This window comes from Methylobacterium organophilum (assembly GCF_022533465.1).
GTDB lineage: Bacteria > Pseudomonadota > Alphaproteobacteria > Rhizobiales > Beijerinckiaceae > Methylobacterium > Methylobacterium organophilum.
This window is the reverse complement of record NZ_CP092848.1, coordinates 2546199-2570776: the sequence shown is the minus strand read 5'-3', so window position 1 is coordinate 2570776 and position 24578 is coordinate 2546199. Positions and strand designations below refer to the sequence as shown.

Sequence of the window (24578 nt, the reverse complement as noted above, 5' to 3'; positions counted from 1 at the left end):
GTGCGGCCTTCAGCCGGAGGGCGGCGTGAGGATCAGCCTGCCGCAAAAAACGTCTTTCTGATCGTTGATGCTCGCGCAGCCATAGTCCTGCTCCCCCGCCTTCAAGGTCCGCAGGCACAACACCCCCCTGCCGTTCTGCTTGACGGTGTAGCCGTCACCGCTGGCGACGTGGGCGAGATCGCCATTGTGGTGGAGCACCTGATCGTTCTTGAATTGGTTCGGCGATGTGATGATCACCGGCGACTTGGCGTGGCTCGAGATGTTGATCGTGACGTTCGTGTCTGCCGGCAGGCGCAACTCGGCCGGCGCGCAGACCGCCTTCCCATCCTTGTCGCTGATCATCAGGTCCACGGACGGCATGGATGCGCTGGCGGGCGGCGTGTCCGGCTTGCCCTGAGCCGCCGCCGGGCTCACGGACAGGATCGCCGCCGCGAAGCCCATTCCGAACAATCCGACCTTCGGCATCTCAATCTCCCGGACCACGCGACACGCAGGGTGGGAAGGCCGATGGCGAAGCCCGAGTTCCTGCCCGCGACGTCCTGCCCGCGCCCCTCCTCGGCGCATCATCCGAGCCCGGAGCAGGCCGCCGCGAAATCGCCGCTCCACCGGAACGGTCGCGGTGGAAGCCGGCATTCCCTGCGAGAGGCGCGGAGGCCGATACACCGCCGGAACCGTCGTCACGTCGAGCGGAGGCACGACATGGACGTTCAGAACATGCTTCGGAACGCGATCACGGCCGAGCTGAAGCGTCAGGCCGAGATCGATGGAGAGGCGCTTTCCGTCGGGGCCGTAGAGCCCGGCTTCCTCACCGGCGACCGGCCCATCGATCTCGACGCACTCATCATGGTCATCACCGGCGCCGTGGCCGGCGGCTCATGATCCAGCCCGCAGGGACCCGCACGATCCGATCCGAAGGTGTCAGGCTGGCGGCTTGGGCACGCTTGTCCCGCTCAACCGCACCACCGACATGCAGGATCGGATCGCACCCGGCACGGAAAGCGCGCCCACGCCCGGCGCTGACCTCGGATGCGCGTCCGCGTCGGACCACGAGCGACGGAAAGCCATGTCTTCCAGAAAATTGAGGGTGACCGGGAGCAGCCCGGAACGCCGGCCGGAGATTTCCGCCGAGATTGCCGCGCGTACGGGCATCGACGACTCTCTGATCGAGAGGCTCGTGCGCGCCTTCTACGGCCGGGCCGCAAAGGACCCGCTCCTCGGCCCGATCTTCGATCGCCACGTCGCAGACTGGGAGGCCCATATCACCAAGCTCTGCGACTTCTGGTCATCGGTCGCGCTGATGACCGGGCGCTATCAGGGCACGCCCATGACGACGCACATGCCCCTGCCGCTCACCCCGGAAGCCTTCGACCGTTGGCTGAACCTGTTCTCACAAGCCGCGCGGGAGGTGTGCCCGGAGGTCGCCGCGAACCACTTCATCGAGCGCGCGCACCGCATCGCCAGCAGCCTGGAAATGGGCGCCGCGACCCGGCGCGGCGAGCTCGTCGCGCCCCGCCAGCCGCCCGGAGCCGTTACCGCACGGGATCCGTGAGGCGGAAACCTCGCCATGTCCGCCTCCCTGCTCGTGGCGCGAGGCCGAGCGGGAGGATTCAGCGCCGGAGCACGCCGCCCGAGCGTGTGACCGTTCCGTCGGGCGCTCCCTCGCGCCGGTACTGGGCGATGGCCGCATCCACGATCTGCTCCTGATGGGCAGCGAAGAGCGTCATAACGTTGCCGCTCGGATCGCCGGCGAGGGCGTGAATGGCTTCCAGGGGTCAGCCTGCGATCATCCGTGATCGAGAAGGACACGTGATCATGCATCGCCTTGTCGATCCCCGCTTCAAATCCGGATATTCGCATGCACCTTGATCCATTCTCGTGGCTTTCCACGGGAAGCCACGAGGATAGGCAAGGTTTGGTCAGGCCAAAGCGCGAGCCTCGGCATCGCCTGATGCGTCGGGAGGACAGCGGACAAGGGGCCGCATCAGAGAAACTTGGCGGCAGCACACGGAATTGATCCAGCATCGCACATGCCGGTCTGATTTCAGGATCAGCCGAAGAACATTCGCCAGGAAAGATAGGTCAATGCACCGCGTGGTTCTCAGCGTCACCGCCCTCGTTTGCCTGCTCTCGGGCGCCGCGAGCGCCCAGACGCCGCCGCCGGGCATCCCGGGCAGACCCTATCCGCCGGGCACCATTATCCAGCGCCAGACCAACACTACGGGCAACAGCGTCGACTACGTCATTGCCCCCGGCGCGACAGGCGCCGACACGATCACCACCAACTCGGCAGCCGGCGGCAATGCCGGACAGCCCGAGCGGGCGATCCCGCAGGGCAGCGGAGGAGGCGGCACCGGCGGCAGCAGCCGCTGACGCCGCGCCGCGGAGGAGCTCCCCGATGTCATTGCGCTCCGAGACGCCGCCCCCGCCGGCCAACCGTATTCCGGAAGCTCCGCCTCCCTCCGAGCGCCCGACCGCCGCGCAGTTGAAGGAGGCGATCGATGCGGGGCGTACCGGGGACAAGATCCCGGCCCACGATCCGGGATTGTCGCCGCTCGGAACCGACGACGAGGCGGCCGGTGCGCCGCCGAGCCCGTCCCGCGTCGCCCTGGCACGGGAGGAGGAGAGCAGCCCGCGGCGCCGACGCGCCGCGCGGATGCAGACGGGCCACGGCCGCAACCGGGGCGTCCTTCTCGCCTATGCCGGCATCATCCTGGCCATCGCGATCATCCTGGGGTTGGCCTTCTGGCTCCTGTCTTAGCGGGCGTGGCCCGCTAAACCTGCCCACCGCCCCCACGCCGGCCGAGGGGCAGATCGACCACGCAGCGCAAGCGGGACGCATCCAGCTCAAAGCTGGTCTTGGCACCGAGGGCGTAGGGCAGCGCCTGCTCGATCAGTTCGCGCCCATAACCGCCATGCGCCAGGGGCGCCTGCCGGTCCGGAAGCTGTTCGAGGCCGGTCTCCAGCCATTCCAGCCTGAGCCGTTGGCCATCCTCCTCCTCGCGCACCGTCCAGGTGACGTCGAGCCGCCCCTGCTCCGCACCGAGCGCGCCGTATTTCCGCGCATTCGTCGCGAGTTCGTGGATGGCGAGTGCCAGGGTCTGCACTGTGGAGTTCCGCAGCCGTGCCTCGGGCCCTTCGAGGCGAATGCGGTCACCCATCGCGTGGGCGCCCAGGGCCTCCAGTTCCGAACGCAGGAGACTGCTGATGGTGATGCGCTCTTCATCGGCCCGCGAGAGGAGCCCCTGCACGCGGGACAGCGCTTCCAGGCGCTCGTTGAAGGCTTCGTGAAAGCCTTCCAGGTCAGTGCTGGACGCTCGGGTCTGCCGCGCGATCGAGCGCACCACCGCGATCAGGTTGCGGGTGCGATGCTGCAGCTCGGCCACCATCACCTCCTGCCGCTCTCGCAGCCGGCGCAGGTCGTCGATGTCGGTCGAGGTGCCCAACCATTCGAGGATGCGCCCCGCTTCGTCGCGCAACGGCATGGCGCGTGTCTGGAACCAGCGGTAGCGGTCCTCCTCCGCGTGGCGGATGCGGCCTTCCATCTCCAGTCGCCCCGTCTTTTCGGCGGTCGACCAGAAGGCCAGGGCGGCTTCGCGATCGTCCGGATGGAGGGCCTTGAGCCAGCCCATCCCCCGGCTCTCCTCGGCCGCCTGGCCGGTGAAGGCGTTCCATTGCGGGCTCGTCCAGGTCCAGTGGCCCTCCCCGTTCGCCCGCCAGATGAGCTGTGGAACCCCTTCGATCAGGGCGCGCAGACGCGTCTCGCTCTCCCGCAGCGCTTCCTCGGCACGCTTCCAAGCGGTCACGTCGACGAAGGTCATCACGACGCCGGCGATGTAGTTGTCGATGCTGCGATAGGGCAGCACCCGTACCATATAGCGCGCGTCGGTCTCCGGGTTGCCGACCTCGCGCTCGACCAGGTTGAGCGTGCGCAGGACGCGCCGGGCGTCCTCCAACAACTCCTCGTAGGTCACGCGCGCCTTGATGTGGCTGATCGGCCGGCCCTCGTCGGAGCCGATCAGGTGGAAGATCTCGGCAGCCGCCGGGGTGAAGCTCGCGATCTTCAGATCGTTGTCGAGAAAGACGCTCGCGATCTGGGTGCTCTCGATCAAGTTCTTCAGATCGCTGTTGGCCCGCGAAAGCTCGTGCACCCGGTGGCCCAGCTCGCCGTTGACGGTCGTTAGTTCCTCGTTGATCGATTGCAGTTCCTCCTTGGAGGTCTGCAGCTCCTCGTTGGCGGCCTGGAGCTCCTCGTTGAGGGCCTGGTATTCCTCGTTGGAGGCCTTCAGCTCCTCGTTGGTGGTCTCGAGCTCCTCGTTGGTCGCCTGCAGCCTGTCCTTGGTGGTGCGCAGCTCCGCCTCGAGCCGCTGGGTGTGGTCGGCCTGTTCCGCCGAAGCGTTGGCGCCGATCCCGGCCTGCAAGAGGCGCGGGCCGTCCCGGAACAGCACGAAGAAGCCCCGCGGCGAGCCCGGTCCTTCCTGCACCGCCTCGACCACAAGATCGACGATGAGGCTCCCCCCGTTCTGGCCCACGCGCAGGTCTTCGACATGCACGGTGCCCCCCTCCCCCGCCGCCTTGGCGAGGGCGGTGCGCAGCTCGAGCCGCAGGTCCGGATGCGCGAGCTGCAAGACATTCAGGCTTGCCGCGCCGCCGGCAGGATCGATGAAGCGTCCCAGGCGGCCGGAAAAGTGGAGGACGTTGTAGCCCTCGTCGACGATGACGTAGGCCGGCGCATAGCGCTCCGCGAAGCGTTCGGCCCGCCGCGTCAGGGATGCGCCGGCGACGAGCGGCGGTTCGGACCCTGTGCTGGGAACGCTGGGTGGGAGCTGGCCGGCGGTCGGAAACGGAAAATTCGGCAGCGTCCGCGTCGCGCTTTCCTGGCGGCGGAAGATGCGGGAGCGGTGGCCGACGGGGGCGAAGAGCTTCGGGTGGCGCGAGACATTCTCGGAACTTCCGAGGAAGAGGTACCCCTGCGGCTTCAAGGCGAAGTGCAGGAGCGGAATGACCTGGCTTTGAAGCTCGGCATCGAGATAGATCAGCAGGTTGCGGCAGGAGACGAGGTCGATCCGGGAGAAGGGCGCGTCCTTCACGATGGAATGCTGCGAGAAGATGCACATCTCCCGCAGCTCCTTGACCACGCAGTAGGTGTTCCCCTCGCGCACGAACCAGCGGGCGAGCCGCTCCGGCGTCAGGTCCTGGGCGATGCTCTCCGGGTAGCGCGCGGCCCGCGAGGCGGCGAGCGCCCGCCCGTCGAGGTCGGTGGCGAAGATCTGGATCTGCGGCACCACCTCCAGGCTCGCCATGTGCTCGCGCAGGAGGATGCCGAGGGAATAGGCCTCCTCCCCCGTGGAGCAGCCGATCACCCAGACGCGCAGCTGGTCGCCCCGCCCCTTGCCGGCGAACAGCTTCGGGATGACCTCCCGTTCCAGAAGCGCGAATTCCTCCGGGTCGCGGAAGAAGCGGGTGACGCCGATCAGCAGGTCGTTGAAGAGCTGCTGCACCTCCTCCGCCTTGGTGCGCAGCACCTCCAGATAGACATGCACGTCGTCGACCTGGACGACCTGCATCCGGCGCTGCACGCGGCGGATGAAGGTGCCCGGCTTGTATCCGTGGAAGTCGTGGCCGGTGCGGTTGCGCAGGATCGCGGCGATGGACGACAGCGCCGAGGCGACGTCGTAGTCGGCGGCCGGGTGCAACGAGCTCACGCCGCCGCGGGCGAGATCGGCGACATAGGCCGTGATGCGCTCGGCGAGCCCTTCGACGGTGAGCACCATGTCGGCGAGGGCGGCCGGGTCGGTGCTGACGGCGAGATGATGCGTCCGGCTGTCCTCCGTCTCCTCCGCCAGGGCGAGGCCGCCCGCATTCTTGATCGCCTTGGCGCCGAGCGTTCCCTCGGAGGCGGTGCCCGCGAAGATGACGGCGAGGCTTTGCGCCTCCTCGACCTCCGCGAGCGAGGTCAGGAAGCTGTCGATGGTGCCCCGCTCCCCGACCTGCTGCTGGGCGGGCCTCGTGCGGAACAGGCCGTCCCGCAGCGTCACGATGACGTTGGCCTCCGGCAGGTAGGTGCGGCCGTGCTCGATCGGCGTGCCGTCCGCGATCGGGGTCAGCGTGCGGCCGCTCTCCTGCGCGACGCGGGCGAAGCGCTCCTCGTCCAGGGCCTCGCGATGCTGGAGGATGATGGCGACGGCCGCATCCTCCTGGGGCGGCAGCAGGGTCAGCAGCGTCTCGAGCGAGCGGGTGCTCGCGCCGGAGGCGCAGAGGGCGATGAAGACCGTGGCCCCGTCCAGGCGGACATTCTCCGTGGGCGGCATCCCTGTCATCGTGTCTCCATCCCCTCGCCCGCTTCGGCCGTGAAAGCACCGGGCCGGCGCCGCGTCACGAGGCTTCGTCGGCGGTGCCCGCGGGCCGCAACGAATGCAGGACGGCACGGCGAAGCGTCTCGGCATAATCGCGATACTCGCTGGCGCGGGCCTCGTACATCTCCGCCACTGCGCGCCGGCCGGTCCGACGGCCGTCCTCGGCCATGCGTTGAACCAATTCCGCCCGCTCCTCGATGATCCGCAGAGCGACGCGCAGGGCTTCGTCCACGCGATCCTCCTTCTCATAGGCGAGCGCCTCGGCCGTGAAGGCGTGGCCGACCTGGCAGCGGAAGCGGAGCGGCTCGCCCGCCTTGACCTGCGAGAGCACCCCGCCGCAATCGGGGCAGGTGAGAGCGGCGGGGTCCGCGATCCGCGCCAGCCGCGCCGTGTCAATGCGCCCCCCGGTGGCGATGTCGATCTCCATGCGCAGCTCGTCCGGCACGGGGACCTGCGCCCCGGCGCTCTCGTGCACGAGATCGACGACGGTGGGGCCGATCTTGGCGCTCGGCACGCAGAGATCGACGGTGGTCGCCTCCATGGCGCGCCGGGGCATCTCGTCCGCCGTCGCCTCTTGGGGATCCTGCACCACGGTGAAGCCGCCGCAGCGGCGGACGGCGTTCAGGCCCGCGGCGCCGTCCGAGAGGAGGCCGCTCAGGATGATGCCGATGACGCGGGGCCCGTAATGCACCGCGGCGGAGCGGAACAGGGGATCGATGGCCGGACGCGACAGGTTCTCGCGCGGGCCGCGCCCGAGCCGGAGATGGCCGTCATGGAGGAGGAGATGGGTGTCCGGCGCGGCGACATAAACCGTCCCGGGCTCGACGGGCATGCCCTCCTCCGCCTGCCGGACCGGCAGGGCGCAGGTGCCGGTCGCCAGAGAGGCCAGCATGCTGCTGCCCAGCGTCGGCATGTGGACGACGACGAGAACGGCCGCCGGCAGGTCGGCCGGCAGGCTGCCCAGGATGGCGCGCAGCGGCGCGAGCGCTCCGCTCGATCCCCCGATCACGATGATGTCGCGGTTGGTCATGAACGGCCTCGCCGATCCGGGCGGTCGTAGGCGAAACCGGAGGGGGAGATGGGTGTTCCTCTTCGTGGGACGCCGGGTCGCGCCCTCAGCTGGTCCGGCGGCGCAGCTCCTGGCGCGCGATCCCGGCGAGAGGCAAGCTTCGCGCGGGCCGACCCGGGAGCACAGCCGCACGTCGATTCTTGCGGGCCGGATCCACGACGGCGCGGATCCGCGTGCGGCGGCGCGGACTCTAGCGATCCGCGGCCGTCCTCCGCCAGAGCGCGAGCGGGTCGAAGGCGCGGTCCCGGCCGCCGGCCTCGACCGCGACGGTCGCCGTGCGGCCGGCGACGAGGCGCAGGCCCTCCGGCAGGGGATCCAGGGCGATCCGCACCGGCACGCGCTGGGCGAGGCGCACCCAGGCGAAGGTCGGGTTCACGTTGGCGAGCAGATTGGAACCCGCCGTGCGCTCCCGGTCCTCGATGCCGCCGGCGATGCTCTCGACCCGCCCGGTCAGGAGGGCGTCCTCGCCCATCAGCCGGATGCGGACCCGGTCGCCGACATGGATGCGCGGCAGCTTGGTCTCCTCGAAATAGCCCTCGACCCGCAGGGTGTCCCCGTCGATCAGCGCCATCACGCCCCGCCCGGTGGTGACGTAGGTGCCCGGCCGCAGCTCCATGTTGGTGATGCGGCCGTCGACGGAAGCCTTCACCGCCGAGCGTTCGAGATTGAGCTTGGCGAGGTCGCGGTCGGCCAGGGCCTGGTCATAGGCGGCCTTCGCCTCCAGATCCGCGGCGCGGGCCGCCTCGACCTTCTGCTGGGACACGGCGGCGTCGCTCAGCTTGCTGTAGCGGGCATAGTCGGCGGCGGCCTGCTCCGCGCTGGCGCGCCGGCCCTCGACCGTCGCCTCCGCCTGACGCAGGGCCAGGGTGAAGCGTTCCGGGTCGATCCGGAACAGCACGTCGCCGCGCGTCACCAGCTGGTTGTCCTCGACCAGAACCTGGGTGACGAGGCCCGAGACGTCGGGCGCCACCGCGACCACATCGGCCCGCACCCGCCCGTCCCGGGTCCAGGGCGCCTCCATGTAGTAGTCCCACAGGCCGAGCCCGACCACGAGGGCGAGGGCGACCATCGCCAGGGTGACGAGGAGGCGGGACGCGAGGGCGAGAAACCGTGTCATGGGAGGCGCCGGGATGGGAGGGACCGGGACGGCGTAGGACGGGGAAAGCCGGGACGGGCGGGTGCGGGGCTCACGGGAGCAGCGGGCGGGCGAGGGCGACGACGACGCCGAGCAGCACGACGGAGAGGGCGAGATCGAAGAGCGGCCGGTGCCAGACCAGCCGGTAGAAGCCGAGCCGGGCCAGCCGCCGCCGCAGGAGCAGGCTCGCCAGGAAGGCGATCAGCATCCAGGCCGCGAGGCTCGGGACGAAGACGCCGTAGAGGTCGAGTTCGCCCGTCATGCCGCGAGCCCCGGTTCGGTGAAGGAGGCGCTCGGCCGGTAGGGCGGCGCTTCGGGAAACAGCCCGCGGCGGATGCCGACGAGCCCCAGCAGCCCTGCGCGATGGGCAGCCTCGCGCGGGGCGGCCGCCGCCGCGTCGATCGCCCCGTCGATGGTGGCGAGCAGGTCCTCCGGCGGCCGGGCGGCGGTGCCGTGGAAATGCCGGGCCAGGGCGGCCAGCAGGCGCTCGACCGCCGCACGCGCCTCCGGGGCGAGGTTGCGGCGGTCCCGGCGCAGCTCCACGACGTTGATGCCGACCCGCACCTCGGCGACGAGGTCGGCGGTCCATTCCGCATCCTCCGCCGGCAGGGCCGCCAGGCGCGGCGCGATCAGCCCGACCCGGTCGAGCATGATCGCCGCGAGTTCGAGCCCGTTCTGCGCCCCCTGCCGCTCGGCCGCCCGGGCGAGGCTGCGGCGGTTCACGGCGCGCAGGCGGCGGGCGGTCCATCCGGCCCCGACCGACCGGACGAGGCGGGTGACGAGGGCCGCGATCCACATCCCCGCCACCACCGCGACGGCCGAATTGGTGAAGGCGGCGAAATCGCCCGTGTAGCTGCCCTGGAGCGCGATCATGGCCGAGCCGTTGACCGCCGCACCCAGCGCCAGGGGCGCCGTCCGCGGCTGGGTCATGAAGACGCCGCACAGGATGAGGCCGGGTGCCAGGGCGAGGGCCAGCATCTCGAAATTCGTCGCCAGCGGCAGCACGCCGAACAGGTAGAGGCCGGCCGCGACGCCGCCGACCAGGGCGGAATTCGCGAAATCGACGATGAAGGGGGCCGGGTCGTCCTGGGCGGCGAAGAAGCAGCAGCCGACCGCCGCCATCATCGGCGCGCCCGCGCCGTCCGGCCAGCCGGTCGCGATCCAGATCGCGCAGGTGATCACGATCGAGACAAACACGCCGATGGCCGACATCAGCGCCATGCCGTGGTCGCGGTGGCGGATGGTGCGCGCCTGCGCCGTGTAGCGGAAGGCCAGCGCCTCGGTGACCGGGCTCCCCTCGGCGACGTGCCGCTGCAGCAGCCGGGCGTCCTGGCGCAGATCGATGAAGTCCTTCAGGCGGGCGACGAGGCTCGCCACGACGAGATCCGTCCAGGACGGGGACTCTTGCAAGGCGGGCGAAGCCGCCTCCGCCGCCGCGCGCAGGCGCGCCGCCACGGCCGGCTCCGTGCTGCCCGAGGCAAGCCAGGCGGCCATGTCGTCGAGGAGGGCGCGCAGGCGCGGCGGCAGCGCCCGGGCCTGCTCCAGGGCCGCGATGCGGTCCGCCACCGCGGAGACGATGGGCAGGAACATCAGCATGTGCTGGCGCAGGGTCGCCATGGCCTCCGCCGAGCGCTCGGCGCCGGTCCGGTCGTAGCGCAGCGGCGTGGCCAGCGCGTCGAGGGCGACGGCGTCGGAGGCGAGGCGCAGGCGCCTGGCCATCGTGTCCCCGCCGGCGCCGGCCCGGCCGAACACCTCGGCGACCCAGGCCCGGGCCTCGCGCAGCCAGAGATCGAGCCGCGCGGCGATCGCGGGGGCGACGGAGCGGGGCAGCACCACCGTGTTGACCAGGCTGGCGCAGAGGATCCCGAGGGTGATCTCCTCCGCCCGGGCCACCGCCGTGTCGAACATGGTGCCGGGCTCGCCCACCGCCGGGAAGCCGATCAGCGCCGCCGTGTAGCCGCCGAGCATCATCAGGTAGCTGCGCGGCGTCCGGTCGAGCAGGGAGAAGTAGAGGCAGATCGCCACCCAGAGGGCGATGGCGAGGGTCAGGAGCTCCGGCGCGTCGGCGAGGTTCGGCACCAGCACGACGCTCACCGCCGCGCCGAGCAGCGTGCCGCAGACGCGGTAGAGCGCCTTGGAGCGGGTCGCCCCCGCCAGGACCTGGCTGGTGATGTAGACCGTGCCGAGGGCCCAGTAGGGCCGCGGCAGGTCGATCCACATCGCCAGGTAGAGGGCCAGCATCGCCGCCCCGAAGGTCTTGAGGGCGAAGACCCAGTCGCGCCCGCCGGGAAGGGTCATTCGGCCCCCTCCCCGCGGGACAGGCCGGTCTCCCGGGCGTAGCGCTGGACGGCCCGGAACACCCGCAGGCTCGCCTCGAGATCCGCCTCGCTCACCCCGGCGAAGACCGCCGCGCGCAGGCGGGCGAGATCGGCCTCCATCGTCGCGACCACCCGGCGCCCGGCCGGGGTGAGGCTGAGCACCTTGGCCCGGCGGTCGGTCGGGTCCTCCTTGCGCAGGACCAGCCCGGCCGCGCAGAGCTGGTCGAGCAGGCGCACCAGGGACGGCCCCTCGATGCCCACGGCCTCGGCGAGGGCGTTCTGGCGGGGCTCGCCCGCCATGCGGCCGATCAGCAGCAGCGGCAGCGCCGTCGCGTCGGAGATCCCGTGCGGCTGCACCGCGCTGTCGGCCACGCGCCGCCATTGCCGCCCGGCGAGCAGCAGGGCGTGCGTGTAGGTCTGGCGAAGCAGGACCGGATCCTCGGACATTCGGCTCTCCGCACGGGATCCGGATCGGGCGGAGCGCCGTGAACGGCGATTAGATAGGCTTCTATCTATTATCTTGCAATCGGCTTGTGCGGGGGCCGGCTCAGGGTCGTGCCGGTACAGCAGGAGGGCCGCGCGGCCGAGGCCGAACAGGCCCGAGCATCGTGGCGCTCTGCGCCACATGCGGGCCGCCCTCGGCGCCGAGCGTTCCCGTCAGGTCCGGCGGCGCGTCCTGCCCGGACGGCCTCCGGCGTCCGCAGCGGCGGCGCGGGCAAAAAAAAGCGGCGAGTTCACGAGGAACTCGCCGTGTCCGTGTTCTCCGATAAACGAGGGGCGGAGGAATGGCACCGGAGAAGGGTTACGGAACAGTCTGTCGCAAACATCCCCTCAAGCTCTGGAGGCGCACCGGAGGGCACGCCGGGTTTTCGTGTTGAGACGAAAGCCCTGGGTCACATCACGACCGGCACCGGAGCGCCGGCCGCTTCCTCGTCACTCGGCTCCGTGGAGCGCGAGATCAGTTCGGCAGCGCGAAGGCCGTCACCTGGCCGCCGAGATTGGTGTACTGGGACAGGCCGGCATAGCCGCCCACCGCGCCGAGGCCGGCATTCGGGTCGGTCAGGCCGGCCGCGAGGCCGATGCCCGCCCAGCCGCCGACACCCGACAGAAGGGCGATGTACTGCTTGCCCTTGTGCTCGTAGGTCATCACGTTGCCGATGATGCCCGACGGGGTCTTGAACTTGTAGAGTTCCTTGCCCGTCTTGGCGTCGACGGCCTTCAGGTAGCCCTCGAGGGTGCCGTAGAAGACCACGTCACCGGCGGTGGCGAGCGCACCCGACCACACCGAGAAGGCCTCCGGGTTCGACCACTTGATCTTCCCGTTGATGTTGTCCCAGGCGATGAAGTTGCCCATGCCGCCATGGCTGTTCGGCGCGGGATACATCGACAGGGTGGCGCCGACATAGGGCTGGCCCGGGGTGTAGCTCACCCGGAAGGGCTCGTAGTCCATGCAGACGTGGTTCGTCGGCACGTAGAACAGCTGCGTCCGCGGCGAATACGAGGCCGGCTGCTGGTCCTTGGTGCCGAGGGCGGTCGGGCAGATGCCCTTGGTGTTGGTGTCCTCGCCGTTCTGCTCGGTCGAGTACTTGGACACGACCAGCGGGCGACCATAGGTCTTGGAGCCCTTGTCCTGATCGATCTTGGTAGCCCAGTTCACCGCCGGGTCGTACTTCTCGGCGACGAGCAGCTCGCCGGTGGCGCGATCGAGGGTGTAGCCGAAGCCGTTGCGGTCGAAGTGGGTCAGGAGCGGACGCTCCTTGCCGTCAACCTTCTGATCCGTGAGGATCATCTCGTTGATGCCGTCGTAGTCCCACTCGTCGTGGGGGGTCATCTGGTAGACCCACTTGGCCACGCCCGTATCCGGGTTACGCGCCCACACCGTCATCGACCACTTGTTGTCGCCCGGGCGCTGGGCCGGGTTCCAGGTCGAAGGGTTGCCCGAGCCGTAGTAGAACAGGTCGAGCTTCGGATCGTAGGAGAACCAGCCCCAGGTGCAGCCGCCGCCGGTCTTCCACTGATCGCCTTCCCAGGTCTTCAGCGAAGAGTCCTTGCCGATCGGCTTGCCGAGCTGCGTCGTCTTCTCGGGGTCGACGAGGAGCTGGTCGTCGGGACCAACCGAATAGCCGCGCCAGATGCGCTTGCCGTCCTTGAGACTGTAGGCGGTGACGTGGCACTGCACGCCGTATTCGCCGCCCGCGATGCCGACGATGACCTTGTCCTTCACCGGCATGACGGTGGCGGTGTTGGTCTCGCCCTTGGACGGGTCGCCGTTCTTGACCGACCAGTTGACCTTGCCGGTCTTGGCATCGAGCGAGACCAGCGTCGTGTCCGCCTGGTGCAGCAGGATGGCGCCGTCGGCATAGGCCAGGCCGCGATTGACCGTGTCGCAGCACATGACCGGGATCACGGACGGATCCTGCTTCGGCTCGTACTTCCAGATGATCCGCGCCTCGTTGTCGAGGTCGAGGGCATAGACGATGTTCGGGAAGGGGGTGTGAACGTACATGATGTTGCCGACGACGAGCGGGGAGCCCTCGTGGCCGCGCAGCACACCGGTGGAGAAGGTCCAGGCGACCTGGAGCTTCTTCACGTTGCCGGCGTTGATCTGGTCGAGCTTGGAATAGCGGGTGTTGGCGTAGTCGACGGTCTGGAGCACCTGCTCCGCCGGATTGGCCGTGTGCTTGAGAACGTCCTCATTGGCGAATGCCGCCGTGTCCAGCAGCAGGCCGGCGCCGAGGCCGACAGCCAGCAGTGAAGCGTGCTTCATCTTTCCTCCCGGGATGTCCATCGTCGCCCTCGGCCGTTGAACCGAGCCGTATCGATGCTTGCCCCGGGATCTCATTAAGTTCTTAGGACATTCGCGGCGTAGGGAGGACTTCCCGAAAACGACTGGGAAGATTTCCCGAGATATCCGCCGTGCACAGCCTCATTCGAAGGGCTGGCGCTGAAGCAGGCCCGCCGCGACCGCGATCCAGACGAGATCGGCGTCCGTGTGCACGCTCAGCTTGGACTTGATCGCCGAGTGGTAGTTCTGGACCGTCTTGAGGCTGAGCGAGAGCGACTGCGAGATCGCCTCCGAGGTGCGCCCCGAGGCGATGAGCCGGAGGATCTCCAGCTCGCGCGGCCCCAGATCCTCGACCGGGGAGCGGCGCCCGGACAGGCGCTCGGCCCCGAGCTCGCGGGCGATGTCGTCGCTCAGCGCCCGCTCCCCGCGTGCGACGGCGGCCACCGCCGCGATCAGCTCCTCGGGCTCGCTGCTCTTGGTCACGTAGCCGGAGGCGCCGGCCTCGAAGGCCTTCGAGGCGAAAGCCGTGCTCTGGTGCATCGTGAAGACGAGGATGCGGGCGTTCCGGTCGAAGCCGCGGATCAGACGGATCGCCTCGATCCCGCTGGCGCCGGGCAGGCTCAGATCCATCACGACGATGTCGGGGGTGACCTTGCGGTAGAGGCGGTAGGCCTCCGCCGCGTTCTCCGCCTCGGCCGTGATCGTGTAGTGGCCCTGCCGCTCCAGGAGCTTGCGATAGCCGGCGCGCACGACCGGATGATCGTCCACGAGCAGGATGGTGATGCCGTTCACGCCAGACTCTCCGCCGAGGCGACCGGGATGCTCGGCCCGAGGGGGATGAGCGCGGCGATGCGCAGGCCCGCTCGGGCGCGCCCGATCGCCAGGCTGCCGCCGAGCGCGGTGATCCGCTCCCGGATGCCGAGGATGCCGTGGCCGGAGACGGAATTGAGCTGGTCGGGCGCCCCGCCCCCGTCATCCTCGACGGTGAGGCGGAGGATGCGCGCCGGATCCGTCTCGCATTCGACCCGGACGAGGACCTCCGTCGCGGCGGTGTGGCGGGCCACGTTGGTCAGGCATTCCTGCGTGACGCGGTAGATGCTCAGGGCGGCGGCCGTCGGGACGGCGACGAGGCTCCCGGCGATGTCGAGGCGGATCGTCGGCGCGCGCGGCTCCTCGGCGGCCTGGCCGGACCGGCTCAGGGTGCGCGCGTTCCAGGAGGCGACGAGCTGGTTCAGGCTGCCTTCGAGGCCCAGCTCGTCGAATTCCGGCGGCCGCAGGCGGGAGAGCGCGCCGCGCAACGTGCCCATCATCCGCTTGGCGAGGAGCCCCAGCTCCCGGGCATCCTCGGCGATGTCCGGGCGATCCTTATGCGTTCCCTTGACGATCGCCGCCGAGAGCGCACCGGCGGCGGTCAGGCATTGGCCGAACTCGTCGTGGAGATCGCGGGCCAGCGCCCGCCGCTCCTCCTCCTGCACCATGAAGAGGCGGCGCGTCAGGTTCGCCCGCTCGGCGGTGGTACGGGCCAGGCGCTCGCTCAGATCGTTGAAGGCCCGGCCGATCAGGTTGAATTCCCGCGCCGAGAAGGGCGGAAGCCGCGCGGACAGGTCCCCGAGTTCCAGACGCCGCAAGCCCCTGAGGATGACGCCGGCCGGGCGCAGGGCATTCCCGATCACCAGCGTCACGAGCAGCCCGATCCCGGCCGCCATGGCCGCGGCGACGCCGATGACGACGCTGACCTGGTGCCACGCGGCCTGGAGCGCGGCGACGGGATCGGCCTCGACGGTCACCGTGCCGAAGGTGCGCCCGTTCAGGGTGAGCTCCTGCGCCACCGGGGGCGCCGCGCCGAACACCCCGTCATAGAGCCGGGCGAACCAGACGGGCGAGGCCGCCTCCGCATCGGCGCCGCGGCCGCACAGGCGCTGGGGCGCCTCCTCGGCCCAGGCGAGGCTCACGCAGTAGCCGGGGCTGATCACCCGCAGCACGTCGGCGCTGCGCCAGTCGGGAAAGGCGTATTTCGCGTCGCGCCCGGCGCTGCCGCGCCAGGTCAGCTCGCGCCAGCTCAAGGCCTTGACCTGCTTGATGACCCGCAGCGCCGAGTGACGCGCCTCGGTCTCGATGCTCCGCTTGGAATCGAACATCACCCAGGCGGCGGCCACCGTCAGGCAGAGCAGCACGGCGGCGGCCACCTGCAGGACGAGGCTGAGCAGGAGGCGCATCGATCCGTTGTTCCTGCCCTCGACCGTGAAGTCCCCGGGCGGCGTCCAGCAACCCGGCCAGCAACGCTCCCTTAGCGGAAGCACAGCGGCGGCACCTATTCGTTTATCCTCTTCCTGAGCTGCATCGGGCGCGCACGGAGCCTCCGATCGGGGCCCAAGAGACGCTTTCCCGCGCCGACGACATGGCTCCGGCACCGGCTCAGAAGGCGGGACGGCCGCGGCGCTGGCGCCGCTTCCGGACCGTGGTTCTGATCACCCGGGCCAGCTCCTCGGCCGAGTAGGGCTTGCGCAGGAGCTCGAAGCCATGGGTGTCGTCCTGAGCCAGGACGTGGCTGTAGCCCGAGGTCAGCACCACCGGCAGGGCGGGCTGCCGCGCCCGGATGAAGCGGGCGAGCTCGATGCCGCCCATACCGGGCATCACCACGTCCGAGAACACCGCGTCGAACCGGTCGAGATCCTTCTGCCACTCTGCGAGCGCTGCTTCCGCGTTCTCGGCCCAGACCGGCGTGTGGCCGAGATCCTCCAGGATCTGCGTGCAGAAGCGGCCGACCTCCAGATTGTCCTCCACCACCAGGATGCACAGGCCGGTTTCCTCGCCCGGCCCCGCCTCTTCGATGCGGGGCGCGGCTTCCGCAGCGGGCGCGGGCGCCTGGGGCAGGTAGAGGGTGAAGGCGGTCCCCTCCCCCACCGCGCTCTGCACGCTGACATCCCCGCCGGATTGCTTGGCGAAGCCGATCACCTGGCTCAGGCCGAGGCCGGTCCCCTTGCCGACCTCCTTGGTCGTGAAGAAGGGCTCGAAGATGCGCGCGAGGTTGCCCGGCGCGATGCCCGATCCCGTGTCGATCACCGAGACCGCGATGAAGGGGCCTGCCGCGCCCGCATGGCCGCGGATCGGCGGCATCGGGCCGCCGGCCTCGAGGCGCAGGGTGAGGGTGCCCTCCCCGTCCATGGCGTCGCGGGCGTTCACCGCCATGTTCACGAGCGCCGTCTCGAACTGGCTGGCATCGGCGCGCACGAAGCAGGGCGCCTCCGGCAGTTCGGTGACCACGCGGATGCGGGCTCCGGTGACCGAGTCCAGCATGTCGGAGATGCTGTCGAGCCGGTCGCCCACATCGAACACCTCCGGCTTGAGGGCCTGGCGGCGGGCGAAGGCGAGGAGCTGGCCCGTGAGCTTGGCCGCCCGGTCGATCGTGTTGGAGACCGCGTCGAGGTAGCGCCGGCGCCGCTCCTCGTCGAGGTCCGGCCGCCGCAGGAACTCGACGGAGGAGCGGATGATGGTGAGCAGGTTGTTGAAATCGTGCGCCACGCCGCCGGTGAGCTGGCCCACCGCCTCCATCTTCTGCGCCTGGCGCAGCGCTTCCTCGGCCACGGCGCGCTCGGCCACCTCCTCGGCGACCCGCTGCTCCAGATGGTCGTTCAGGGCCTGGAGCTGCCGCTCGACATGCCGCTGCCCCGTGACGTCGATGATGACGCCGGCCAGCCGCTTGCTCCCGCCCGGCATCTCGGAGGGCTTGCCCTGGGCGAGCACGATCCGCTCCTGCCCGCTGCCGATGACGCGGTATTCCGCGCGATAGGGCGTGCCCTCGGCGATGGCCTGAGCGATGGCCTCCTTCACCCGGCCGCGATCCTCCGCATGGATCCCCGCCAGGAAGGGGGCGAGGGGCAGGCCCGCGGCCTCGGCCCGCTGCCGGTCGACGCCGTAGATCTCGGCGATGGGGCCGAGCACGGCGACCTTGTCGGCGTCGATCTCCCATTCGAACACGCCGACGCCCCCCGTCGACAGCGCGATCGAGAGCCGGTCCTGCGTGATGCGGAAGCGCTGCTCGCTGGCCCAGATGGCGCGGCTGGCCTCGCGGCGGACATCGGCCATGCGGATGTTGGCGTTGATCCGGGCGAGCAACTCGCGGGCGGCGAAGGGCTTCACCAGATAGTCGTCGGCCCCGGCATCGAGGCCCTCGACCTTGGCCTCCTCGCCCGCCCGGGCGGAGAGCATGATGACCGGGACGCCCGCGGTGGCGGGATCCTGGCGGATGGCGCGGAGCAGGCCGAAGCCGTCGAGCTTCGGCATCATCACGTCCGTGAGCAGCATGTCGGGCGGGGACCGCCGGGCCGCCGCCAGCGCCGCCTCGCCGTCGCCGACGGCGGTGACGCGATAGCCCTGGTTCTCGAGGAGCCGCGCCACGTAGGCCCGCATGTCGGCATTGTCGTCGGCGAGGAGGATGTGTTTGCCGACATCCGTCCGCGCGGTGCCGTCGGCCGCCATCGCCCCGAGATCCGCCGTGGCGAGTTCGCCCGCGGCCTCGAGGCCCGAGGCCGTCTCCGGCAGCCATTGCAGGGCCTCTTCGAGATAGGCCTGCGCCCAGGTCGCGGCCCTCGTCCCGTCGCCCGTTTCGCGAACCTGCGCGGCCGGGAGATGGGCCTGCCCGAGCGGCAGCGTGATCGCGAAGGTGGTCCCCCGGCCGACCTCGCTCTCGACGGCGATCTCGGCCCCGTGCAGCCGGACGAGCTCCTGCACCAGCGCGAGGCCGATCCCGCTCCCTTCGAAGCTGCGCCCCTGCGCGCCCGCGACCCGGTAGAAGCGCTCGAACAGCTTCGGCAGCTCGGTGGCGGGGATGCCGATCCCCGTATCGGCGACCGAGACCCTGGCGCACCGCGGCTCCGCCACGGCCTGCACGGTCACGGTGATGCCTCCGGTCATCGTGAACTTGAAGGCATTGGAGAGCAGGTTGAGAACGATCTTCTCCCACATCTCCCGGTCGACGAAGGCGATCAGGGAGGCGGGATCGCAGCGGATCTCCAGGGAAAGGCCGGCCCGCTCGAGGGCCGAGCGGAAGCTCGAGGCGATCTCGCCGGTGAAATGGCAGAGATCGACCGGCTCGTAGACGGCCTGGACCCGCCCCGCCTCGATCCGCGAGAAATCCAGCAGGCTGTTCACGAGGCGCAGCAGGCGGATGCCGTTGCGATAGGCCAGCGCCACCTGCGTGCGGACCGTCTCCGGCAGGGGCTCCCCGGACAGGACCTCTTCGAGCGGCCCCAGCATCAGAGTCAGCGGGGTCCGGAACTCGTGGCTGACATTGGAGAAGAACGCCGTCTTGGCGCGGTCGAGCTCCGCCAGGGCCTCGGCGCGGCGGCGCTCCTCCTCGTAGGCGTCGGCGCTGGCGATGGCCGCCGCGATCTGCCCCGTGACGAGGCCGAGGAAGGAGCGGTAATCCGCGTCGAACAGGCGATAGGGATTGAGGCCGACGATCAGGACGCCGCCGCGGCCGGTATCGCTGCTCGCCGGCAGGGGCAGCAGGGCGGCCTGACGCGTCGGGCGCTCCCAGACCCCGCCCGCATCCGTGAGCCCGTCCGCGTCGCGTCGCCCGAGCAGACGGATTTCGCCTTCGCGCATGACCGCGCCGATGGGCCAGGGGTCGTCCTCGCCGAGCCCGATCCGGTCCGGTGCGAGGGCCGATCCGGGCGCGAGCCCGATCGTGCCCGCGCATTCGGCGATCTCCTGCCCGGGCTCCAGGAGGTAGAGAAGCGCGAAGGTAATGTCGTACGGATCCCGGGCCAGCGCGCCCATGCTCCGCTCGCAGGCCTCCCGCCAGGAGCGCGCCACCACGGTCTCGGCCGCGAGGTCGCGCAGCAGCGCGAGCTGCCGGTCGCCGATGACCCGGTGGGTGTCCTCGCTGTTGGCGCAGATGATGCCGCCCGGCTCGCCGTCGTCGCCGGGGATCGGGCTGTAGGAAAACGTGTAGTAGGTCTCTTCCGGATAGCCGTTGCGCTCCATGACCAGGAGCTGCTCTTCGACGTAGGTCCCCTCGATCCCGCCCATGGCCGTGGCGAGGAGCGGGCCGATCTCGCTCCAGATCTCGCTCCAGACCTCCGCCGTGGGCCGGCCCAGCGCCCAGGGATGCTTGCCGCCGATGATCGACTGATAGGCGTCGTTGTAGAGAAAGGTGAGCGCGCTCCCCCAGCCGATCCAGATGGGCTGGCGGGACATGAGCATGATGCCGACCGCCGTCTTCAGGCTCTGAGGCCAGGCATGGGCCGGTCCGAGGGGCGTCGCGGCCCAGTCCTGCGCACGAATGAGCGCGCCCAGCTCGCCGCCGCCTGCCAGGAAACGCAAAGCCGGATCTTGCCCGGGGAGCACACGATCATCCACTGCGGGTATCAAGCGGTTGGAGTCCGGAGGCCTGAACGGTCACGCGCACGCGCGTGCGGATGGAAGCGGGTCGACAAGGCTCAAACCCACGGGCGGAGCGGCCCGGTTCCGTCGCGCGCTCGAAGTGCCGCGTCATGTCCGGGCACGCCGCCCCTCCGCGATGACGCGGCCGAGGACGCGGGCGAGCTGCTCGACGGAATAGGGCTTGTGCAGCAACTCGAAGCCGTGCGTGCCGTCCCGGGCCAGCACGTGGCTGTAACCGCTGGTCAGGACGATGGGCAGGGACGGCAGCCGGCCGCGGATCTCGTTGGCGAGATCGACCCCGTCCCGGCCGGGCATGACCACGTCCGAGAAGACCACGTCGAAGCGGAAGGGGATCTTCTCCAGTTCGTCGAGGGCGGCCTCGGCATCGCGGACCCAGATCGTCGCGTAGCCGAGCTCCTGGAGCGTGTGCGTCGCGAAGCTGCCGACCTCCGCATTGTCCTCGACCACCAGCACGCAGATGCCGCGGCCGTCGACGGGAATCTGGGACGGATCCTCCTCGGACCTCGACGGGACGTCCGGTGTCTCGGCACGCGGCAGGTAGAGCGTGAAGGTCGTGCCGCGCCCCACCTCGCTCTGCACCAGCACCTCGCCGCCCGATTGCTTGGCGAAGCCGAAGACCTGGCTCAGCCCGAGGCCCGTGCCCTGGCCGATCCCCTTGGTCGTGAAGAACGGCTCGAAGATCCGCTCCAGGATGGCGGGCGGGATGCCGGAGCCGGTGTCGCCGATTTCCACGGCCACGAAGGTGCCCGGCACCGCCGCCTGGCTCAGCGTCGCCGGGATTCCGTCCACCGAGCGCACCGAGATCGCCAGCTCGCCCTCGCCATCCATGGCGTCGCGGGCGTTGACGGCGATGTTGACGATGGCGGTGTCGAACTGGCTCGGATCGGCATGGATGCAGCAGGGCCGTTCGGGCAGCCGGGTCACCACGCGGATCCGCGCCCCGGTGAGGGTGGCGACCATGTCGCCGATCGCGGCGACGCTCGCCCCGGCGTCGAAGGTCTCCGGCTTGAGCGCCTGCCGGCGGGCGAAGGCGAGGAGCTGGCCCGTCAGCTTCGCCGCGCGGTCGACCGTGTCGGAGATCGCCTGGACGTAGCGGCTCCTGCGCTCCTCCGGCAGATCCCGCCGCTTCAGGAGGTCGGTCGAGGACTTGATGACCGTCAGGAGGTTGTTGAAGTCGTGGGCCACGCCGCCGGTCAGCTGCCCCACCGCCTCCAGCTTCTGGGATTGGCGCAGGGCGTCCTCGATCCGCTCCCGCTCCGAGATCTCGGCCCGCAGGCGCGCATTGGCCTCGGCGAGCTCGTACATGCGGCTGCGCTCCTCGCTCAGATCGGTGAGAACGCCGCAGATCAGGGTGCCCTCCCCGTCCCGCTCCAGCCGGTTGAGCGAGAGGTAGACCGGCCGCAGCGCGCCCGCGCCGTTATGAAGCGCGATCTCGCCGCGAACCGGCGCGCGCACCGCCTCCGCGAGCAGGCGGGCGAGCGCCGCTTCGTGGCCGGGCTCGACGAAGGCGCGCAACGAACGGCCGATCAGGGTCTCCTGACGGAGGCCGAGGATCTCAGCGAAGCGCCGGTTGCAGTAGAGAACCATGGCATCCGCGTTGAGGGTGAAGGCCCCCTCCTGAATCTGCTCGATCAGCACGCGGTAGGGCCGGTCGGCATTCTCCAGGGTGTAGACCAGCTGCTCGCCGCCGGCGCCTTCCACCACGACGGCGTCGAAATCGCCGCGCCGGATCGCTGCCAGAGTCTCCTCGCTCTCCTCGAGGCGGCCCTCCAGCTCGCGGATACGAGCCCGATAGGCGGCCGGATCCGGCCCGTCCGGCGGGATGAAGGTCTCAGCGCTCATCGGCATCGTCCGTCGGCGAAGCGTCGAGACCGAGCCCCTTCAGGATGCGCTGCACGTCGGAGAGGTCGCCGGCGATACGCCGCACGGGCCCCGGGCGGATCCGCACCAGGGTCGGCGCGGCCAGGATGCGATCCGCCTCGGCCAGTTGCTGCTGCTGGTAGATATCGACGATCTCCAGGTCGTAGGCGTCGGTCAGCCGCGCGTCGCAGGCCTGGCGGACCGCCTCGATCACCTGCTGCGACCGCAGCGAGGTGCCGGCGATGAACAGGCGCAGGAGGTAGCGGCCCCCGGTCTCGGTGGACGGGGTTGGGGTGCTCAAGGCAGGTCCGCCTTCGGCCGGATGTCCAGGCCAACGAGCACCTTCTCCGTGTTGGACAGATCGCCGATGATGCGCTTCAGCGGCGAGGGCAGGCGGCGCACGAGCGTCGGGATCGCGAGGATCTGATCCCCGGCGGCGAGTTGGGGAGTCTTCATCAGGTCGATGACCTCGATGTCGTAGCGGCCGGCCAGATGCTCCTCGCAGAACCGTTTCAGGTTCGACATGGCAGCGAGCGACTTGGCGGTCTGTCCGGCAACGTACAGGCGCAGGTGATAGTGCCCCGGATCGAGATCCGCCTCGGACACGGCGTCGTTCACGTCGGGCATCTCGTCACTCATCGGGCCGCACTCCGTCGCGCGCGCATGTCGCGACGCTCTGTCTCGAGTTGCACCTCGCGGGTCTCGCTCTCGGCGCGCAGAAGGCTTTCCTCTTCCTCCGCGGCCGCCAGCCCCGCATGAAGCTCGGCGATCTGGCGCTCGATGGATTGGCGCCGCCGCACCAGGTCCCGCTGCCGGCGCTCGTTCTCCTGCTGGCGCCGGAGATCGGCGGCCCGCTCCTCGGCCTCCCGGGCCGCGCGGGCGGTGCCGGTGAGGACGCCGGCCGGGCCGATATAGGCGTCGACCAGCTGCACGCCTTCTCCGGACATCAGGAACTCGCGGACCTGATGCGAGTGGCTCATGCCGCGCGACTTGATGACGTAGAGGGTCCGCGTGCGCTCGCCGTTCGCCTCGACGTTGAGCAGCTTCACCCAGGAATCCATCAGGGATGAAACGCCCAAATCGTCGGTCTGGTCCATGCCCCCGTCGTCGCGCAGGCTCGTGAACACCGCCGTGATGCCGCGGCTCTTGAGCAGATCGACCATGCGCAGGATGGTCGCCTGCATCTCGTTCAGCGGCCCGCGCAGGGCCGAGAGCGGATCGATCGCGACGAGGCTCGGCTGGAAGCGGTCGATGTCGCGGTGCATGCGCGCGAGATGCATCTCGAGGCCGAACAGGGCCGGCCGTGCCGCCTCGAAGCGCAGGAGACCCGCCTCGACGTGCCGCTTCAGGTCGAGGCCGATCGAACGGGCGTTCCGGCAGATCTGCGCGCCGCTCTCCTCGAAGACGAAGGACATGCAGCGCTCGCCCCGGCGGCAGGCCGCATCGACGATGCTGGCGCTGATCGTGGTCTTGCCGGTGCCGGCCTCGCCCGAGATCAGGATGCTCGACCCGCGATAGAACCCGCCGGGCTCCAGCATCTGGTCGAGGCCGGCGATGCCCGTCGAGACGATGCCGCCGGGGGGCGTGTAGTTGAGATCCGCCGAGGTGACCGGCAGGACGCTGATCCCCTCCGCGTCGATCAGGAACGGGTACTCGTTCGTGCCGTGGGCGGAGCCGCGATACTTCACCACCCGCAGGCGGCGCGTGGTGATCTGCTCCTCGACGCGGTTGTCGAGGAGCACCACGCAATCCGAGACGTATTCCTCGAGACCCTGGCGGGTCAGCGCGCCGTCGCCGCGCTCGCCCGTGATGATGGCGGTCAGGCCGCGATCCTTGATCCAGCCGAACAGCCGGCGCAGCTCGGAGCGCAGGATGGTCTCGTTGCTGAAACCGGAGAACAGGGTCTCGATGGTGTCGAGGACCACGCGCTTGGCCTTGACCGAGTCGACGGCGAAGCCGAGGCGGATGAAGAGGCCGTCGAGGTCGTATTCCCCGGTCTCCTCGATCTCGCTGCGCTCGACACGGACATGGTCGATGGCGAGCCTGCCCTCCGCGACCAGGCCGTCGAGGTCGTAACCGAGGGAGGCGACGTTGGCGGCGAGGTCCTCCGCCCGCTCCTCGAAGCTCACGAACACCCCCGGCTCGTCGAACTGCGTGGCGCCGTTGACGAGGAAAGTCGTCGCGAACAGCGTCTTGCCGCATCCGGCCGCGCCGCAGATCAGGGTCGGCCGCCCCGCCGGCAGGCCGCCGAAGGTGATCTCGTCGAAGCCGGCGATGCCGGTCTTCACCTTCCGCAACGGGGGGAGCAAGTCAGGTTCGCGTGCCACGATGGATGTCTCTGCGGTCACTGGCCCCTCGAACATAGCGCGGCGGTCCGATCCGGCGCGGCAGCGCGGGCCGGCTTCGCTGCAGCCGGTGAAGGAGCGGCTTTCCGGGACGGGGTAGTGTCGGGTCGCAGCGATGGCGTCGGCAGGCGCCTTCGAGGCTTCTTCCGCCGAGTCCGCCCCGCGATTCAACTAAGAATTGCAAAAACCGTGAGGAATACAATACCGGCGCGATCGCGACGGGCCTCCTCGATGGCGTCCGGGGATCTCGCCGTGCTGCTCTCGGGACCGAAGCTGGCTTCGGGCGCTCTCCTCACGACGTGGCG

General features: G+C 70.0%; 19 protein-coding genes. 4 read left to right on the top strand and 15 right to left on the bottom strand.

Annotated elements, in window-relative coordinates; genetic code table 11:
• Window positions 1-9: 9 nt before the first annotated feature.
• Complete coding sequence (locus MMB17_RS11905; protein WP_241102056.1) at window positions 10-465, bottom strand: cupredoxin domain-containing protein; 456 nt, start codon at window positions 463-465, stop codon at window positions 10-12.
• A 234-nt stretch (window positions 466-699) separates the two neighbouring features.
• Between MMB17_RS11905 and MMB17_RS11900 the strand changes: the two genes are divergently transcribed.
• The 4 genes from MMB17_RS11900 to MMB17_RS11885 all read left to right on the top strand — a co-directional run bounded on the left by MMB17_RS11900 (window position 700) and on the right by MMB17_RS11885 (window position 2758).
• The gene (locus MMB17_RS11900) at window positions 700-879 is read left to right on the top strand and encodes a hypothetical protein (RefSeq protein ID WP_241102055.1); all 180 of its coding nucleotides are present in this window, start codon (window positions 700-702) and stop codon (window positions 877-879) included.
• 52 nt (window positions 880-931) lie between these two features.
• Complete coding sequence (locus tag MMB17_RS11895) at window positions 932-1549, top strand: group III truncated hemoglobin (protein WP_338041786.1); 618 nt, start codon at window positions 932-934, stop codon at window positions 1547-1549.
• A 533-nt stretch (window positions 1550-2082) separates the two neighbouring features.
• Window positions 2083-2370 carry a hypothetical protein gene (locus tag MMB17_RS11890; protein ID WP_241102054.1) on the top strand — a complete coding sequence of 96 codons (288 nt, stop codon included), beginning with the start codon at window positions 2083-2085 and terminating at the stop codon, window positions 2368-2370.
• Window positions 2371-2395: 25 nt separating this feature from the next.
• Complete coding sequence (locus tag MMB17_RS11885; protein ID WP_241102053.1) at window positions 2396-2758, top strand: hypothetical protein; 363 nt, start codon at window positions 2396-2398, stop codon at window positions 2756-2758.
• Between the two features lie 13 nt (window positions 2759-2771).
• Here MMB17_RS11885 and MMB17_RS11880 read toward each other — a convergent pair whose 3' ends face one another.
• The 14 genes from MMB17_RS11880 to kaiC form a co-directional block, all read right to left on the bottom strand.
• Entirely contained in the window at window positions 2772-6308 is a 3537-nt protein-coding gene (locus tag MMB17_RS11880; RefSeq protein ID WP_241102052.1) for a CheR family methyltransferase, read from the bottom strand.
• Window positions 6309-6372: 64 nt separating this feature from the next.
• Window positions 6373-7383 (bottom strand): chemotaxis protein CheB, encoded by a 1011-nt coding sequence (locus MMB17_RS11875; protein WP_241102051.1) that lies wholly within the window; start codon window positions 7381-7383, stop codon window positions 6373-6375.
• 229 nt (window positions 7384-7612) lie between these two features.
• Window positions 7613-8539, bottom strand: coding sequence for an efflux RND transporter periplasmic adaptor subunit (locus MMB17_RS11870; protein ID WP_241102050.1), 927 nt, complete (start codon window positions 8537-8539; stop codon window positions 7613-7615).
• 70 nt (window positions 8540-8609) lie between these two features.
• Window positions 8610-8819 carry a DUF1656 domain-containing protein gene (locus MMB17_RS11865; protein ID WP_241102049.1) on the bottom strand — a complete coding sequence of 70 codons (210 nt, stop codon included), beginning with the start codon at window positions 8817-8819 and terminating at the stop codon, window positions 8610-8612.
• On the bottom strand, window positions 8816-10855 hold the full coding sequence (locus MMB17_RS11860; RefSeq protein WP_241102048.1) for an FUSC family protein: 2040 nt from the start codon (window positions 10853-10855) through the stop codon (window positions 8816-8818). Before MMB17_RS11860 ends, MMB17_RS11865 begins: the two co-directional genes overlap by 4 nt.
• Complete coding sequence (locus MMB17_RS11855) at window positions 10852-11322, bottom strand: MarR family winged helix-turn-helix transcriptional regulator (protein ID WP_241102047.1); 471 nt, start codon at window positions 11320-11322, stop codon at window positions 10852-10854. The genes MMB17_RS11860 and MMB17_RS11855 overlap by 4 nt, the downstream gene beginning before the upstream one ends.
• A gap of 511 nt (window positions 11323-11833) precedes the next feature.
• On the bottom strand, window positions 11834-13642 hold the full coding sequence (gene xoxF5, locus MMB17_RS11850; RefSeq protein ID WP_241102046.1) for a lanthanide-dependent methanol dehydrogenase XoxF5: 1809 nt from the start codon (window positions 13640-13642) through the stop codon (window positions 11834-11836).
• A gap of 159 nt (window positions 13643-13801) precedes the next feature.
• Complete coding sequence (locus tag MMB17_RS11845; RefSeq protein WP_241102045.1) at window positions 13802-14452, bottom strand: response regulator; 651 nt, start codon at window positions 14450-14452, stop codon at window positions 13802-13804.
• Window positions 14449-15876 (bottom strand): sensor histidine kinase, encoded by a 1428-nt coding sequence (locus tag MMB17_RS11840; RefSeq protein WP_241102044.1) that lies wholly within the window; start codon window positions 15874-15876, stop codon window positions 14449-14451. The genes MMB17_RS11845 and MMB17_RS11840 overlap by 4 nt, the downstream gene beginning before the upstream one ends.
• Before the next feature lie 199 nt (window positions 15877-16075).
• Window positions 16076-19987 carry an ATP-binding protein gene (locus MMB17_RS11835; protein ID WP_241102043.1) on the bottom strand — a complete coding sequence of 1304 codons (3912 nt, stop codon included), beginning with the start codon at window positions 19985-19987 and terminating at the stop codon, window positions 16076-16078.
• Window positions 19988-20155: 168 nt separating this feature from the next.
• Complete coding sequence (locus MMB17_RS11830; RefSeq protein WP_241102042.1) at window positions 20156-21910, bottom strand: ATP-binding protein; 1755 nt, start codon at window positions 21908-21910, stop codon at window positions 20156-20158.
• Window positions 21900-22229 carry a circadian clock KaiB family protein gene (locus MMB17_RS11825; RefSeq protein ID WP_241102041.1) on the bottom strand — a complete coding sequence of 110 codons (330 nt, stop codon included), beginning with the start codon at window positions 22227-22229 and terminating at the stop codon, window positions 21900-21902. The genes MMB17_RS11830 and MMB17_RS11825 overlap by 11 nt, the downstream gene beginning before the upstream one ends.
• Window positions 22226-22567 (bottom strand): circadian clock KaiB family protein, encoded by a 342-nt coding sequence (locus MMB17_RS11820; protein WP_241102040.1) that lies wholly within the window; start codon window positions 22565-22567, stop codon window positions 22226-22228. Before MMB17_RS11820 ends, MMB17_RS11825 begins: the two co-directional genes overlap by 4 nt.
• Complete coding sequence (gene kaiC, locus MMB17_RS11815; RefSeq protein WP_241102039.1) at window positions 22564-24291, bottom strand: circadian clock protein KaiC; 1728 nt, start codon at window positions 24289-24291, stop codon at window positions 22564-22566. Before kaiC ends, MMB17_RS11820 begins: the two co-directional genes overlap by 4 nt.
• Window positions 24292-24578: the final 287 nt, after the last annotated feature.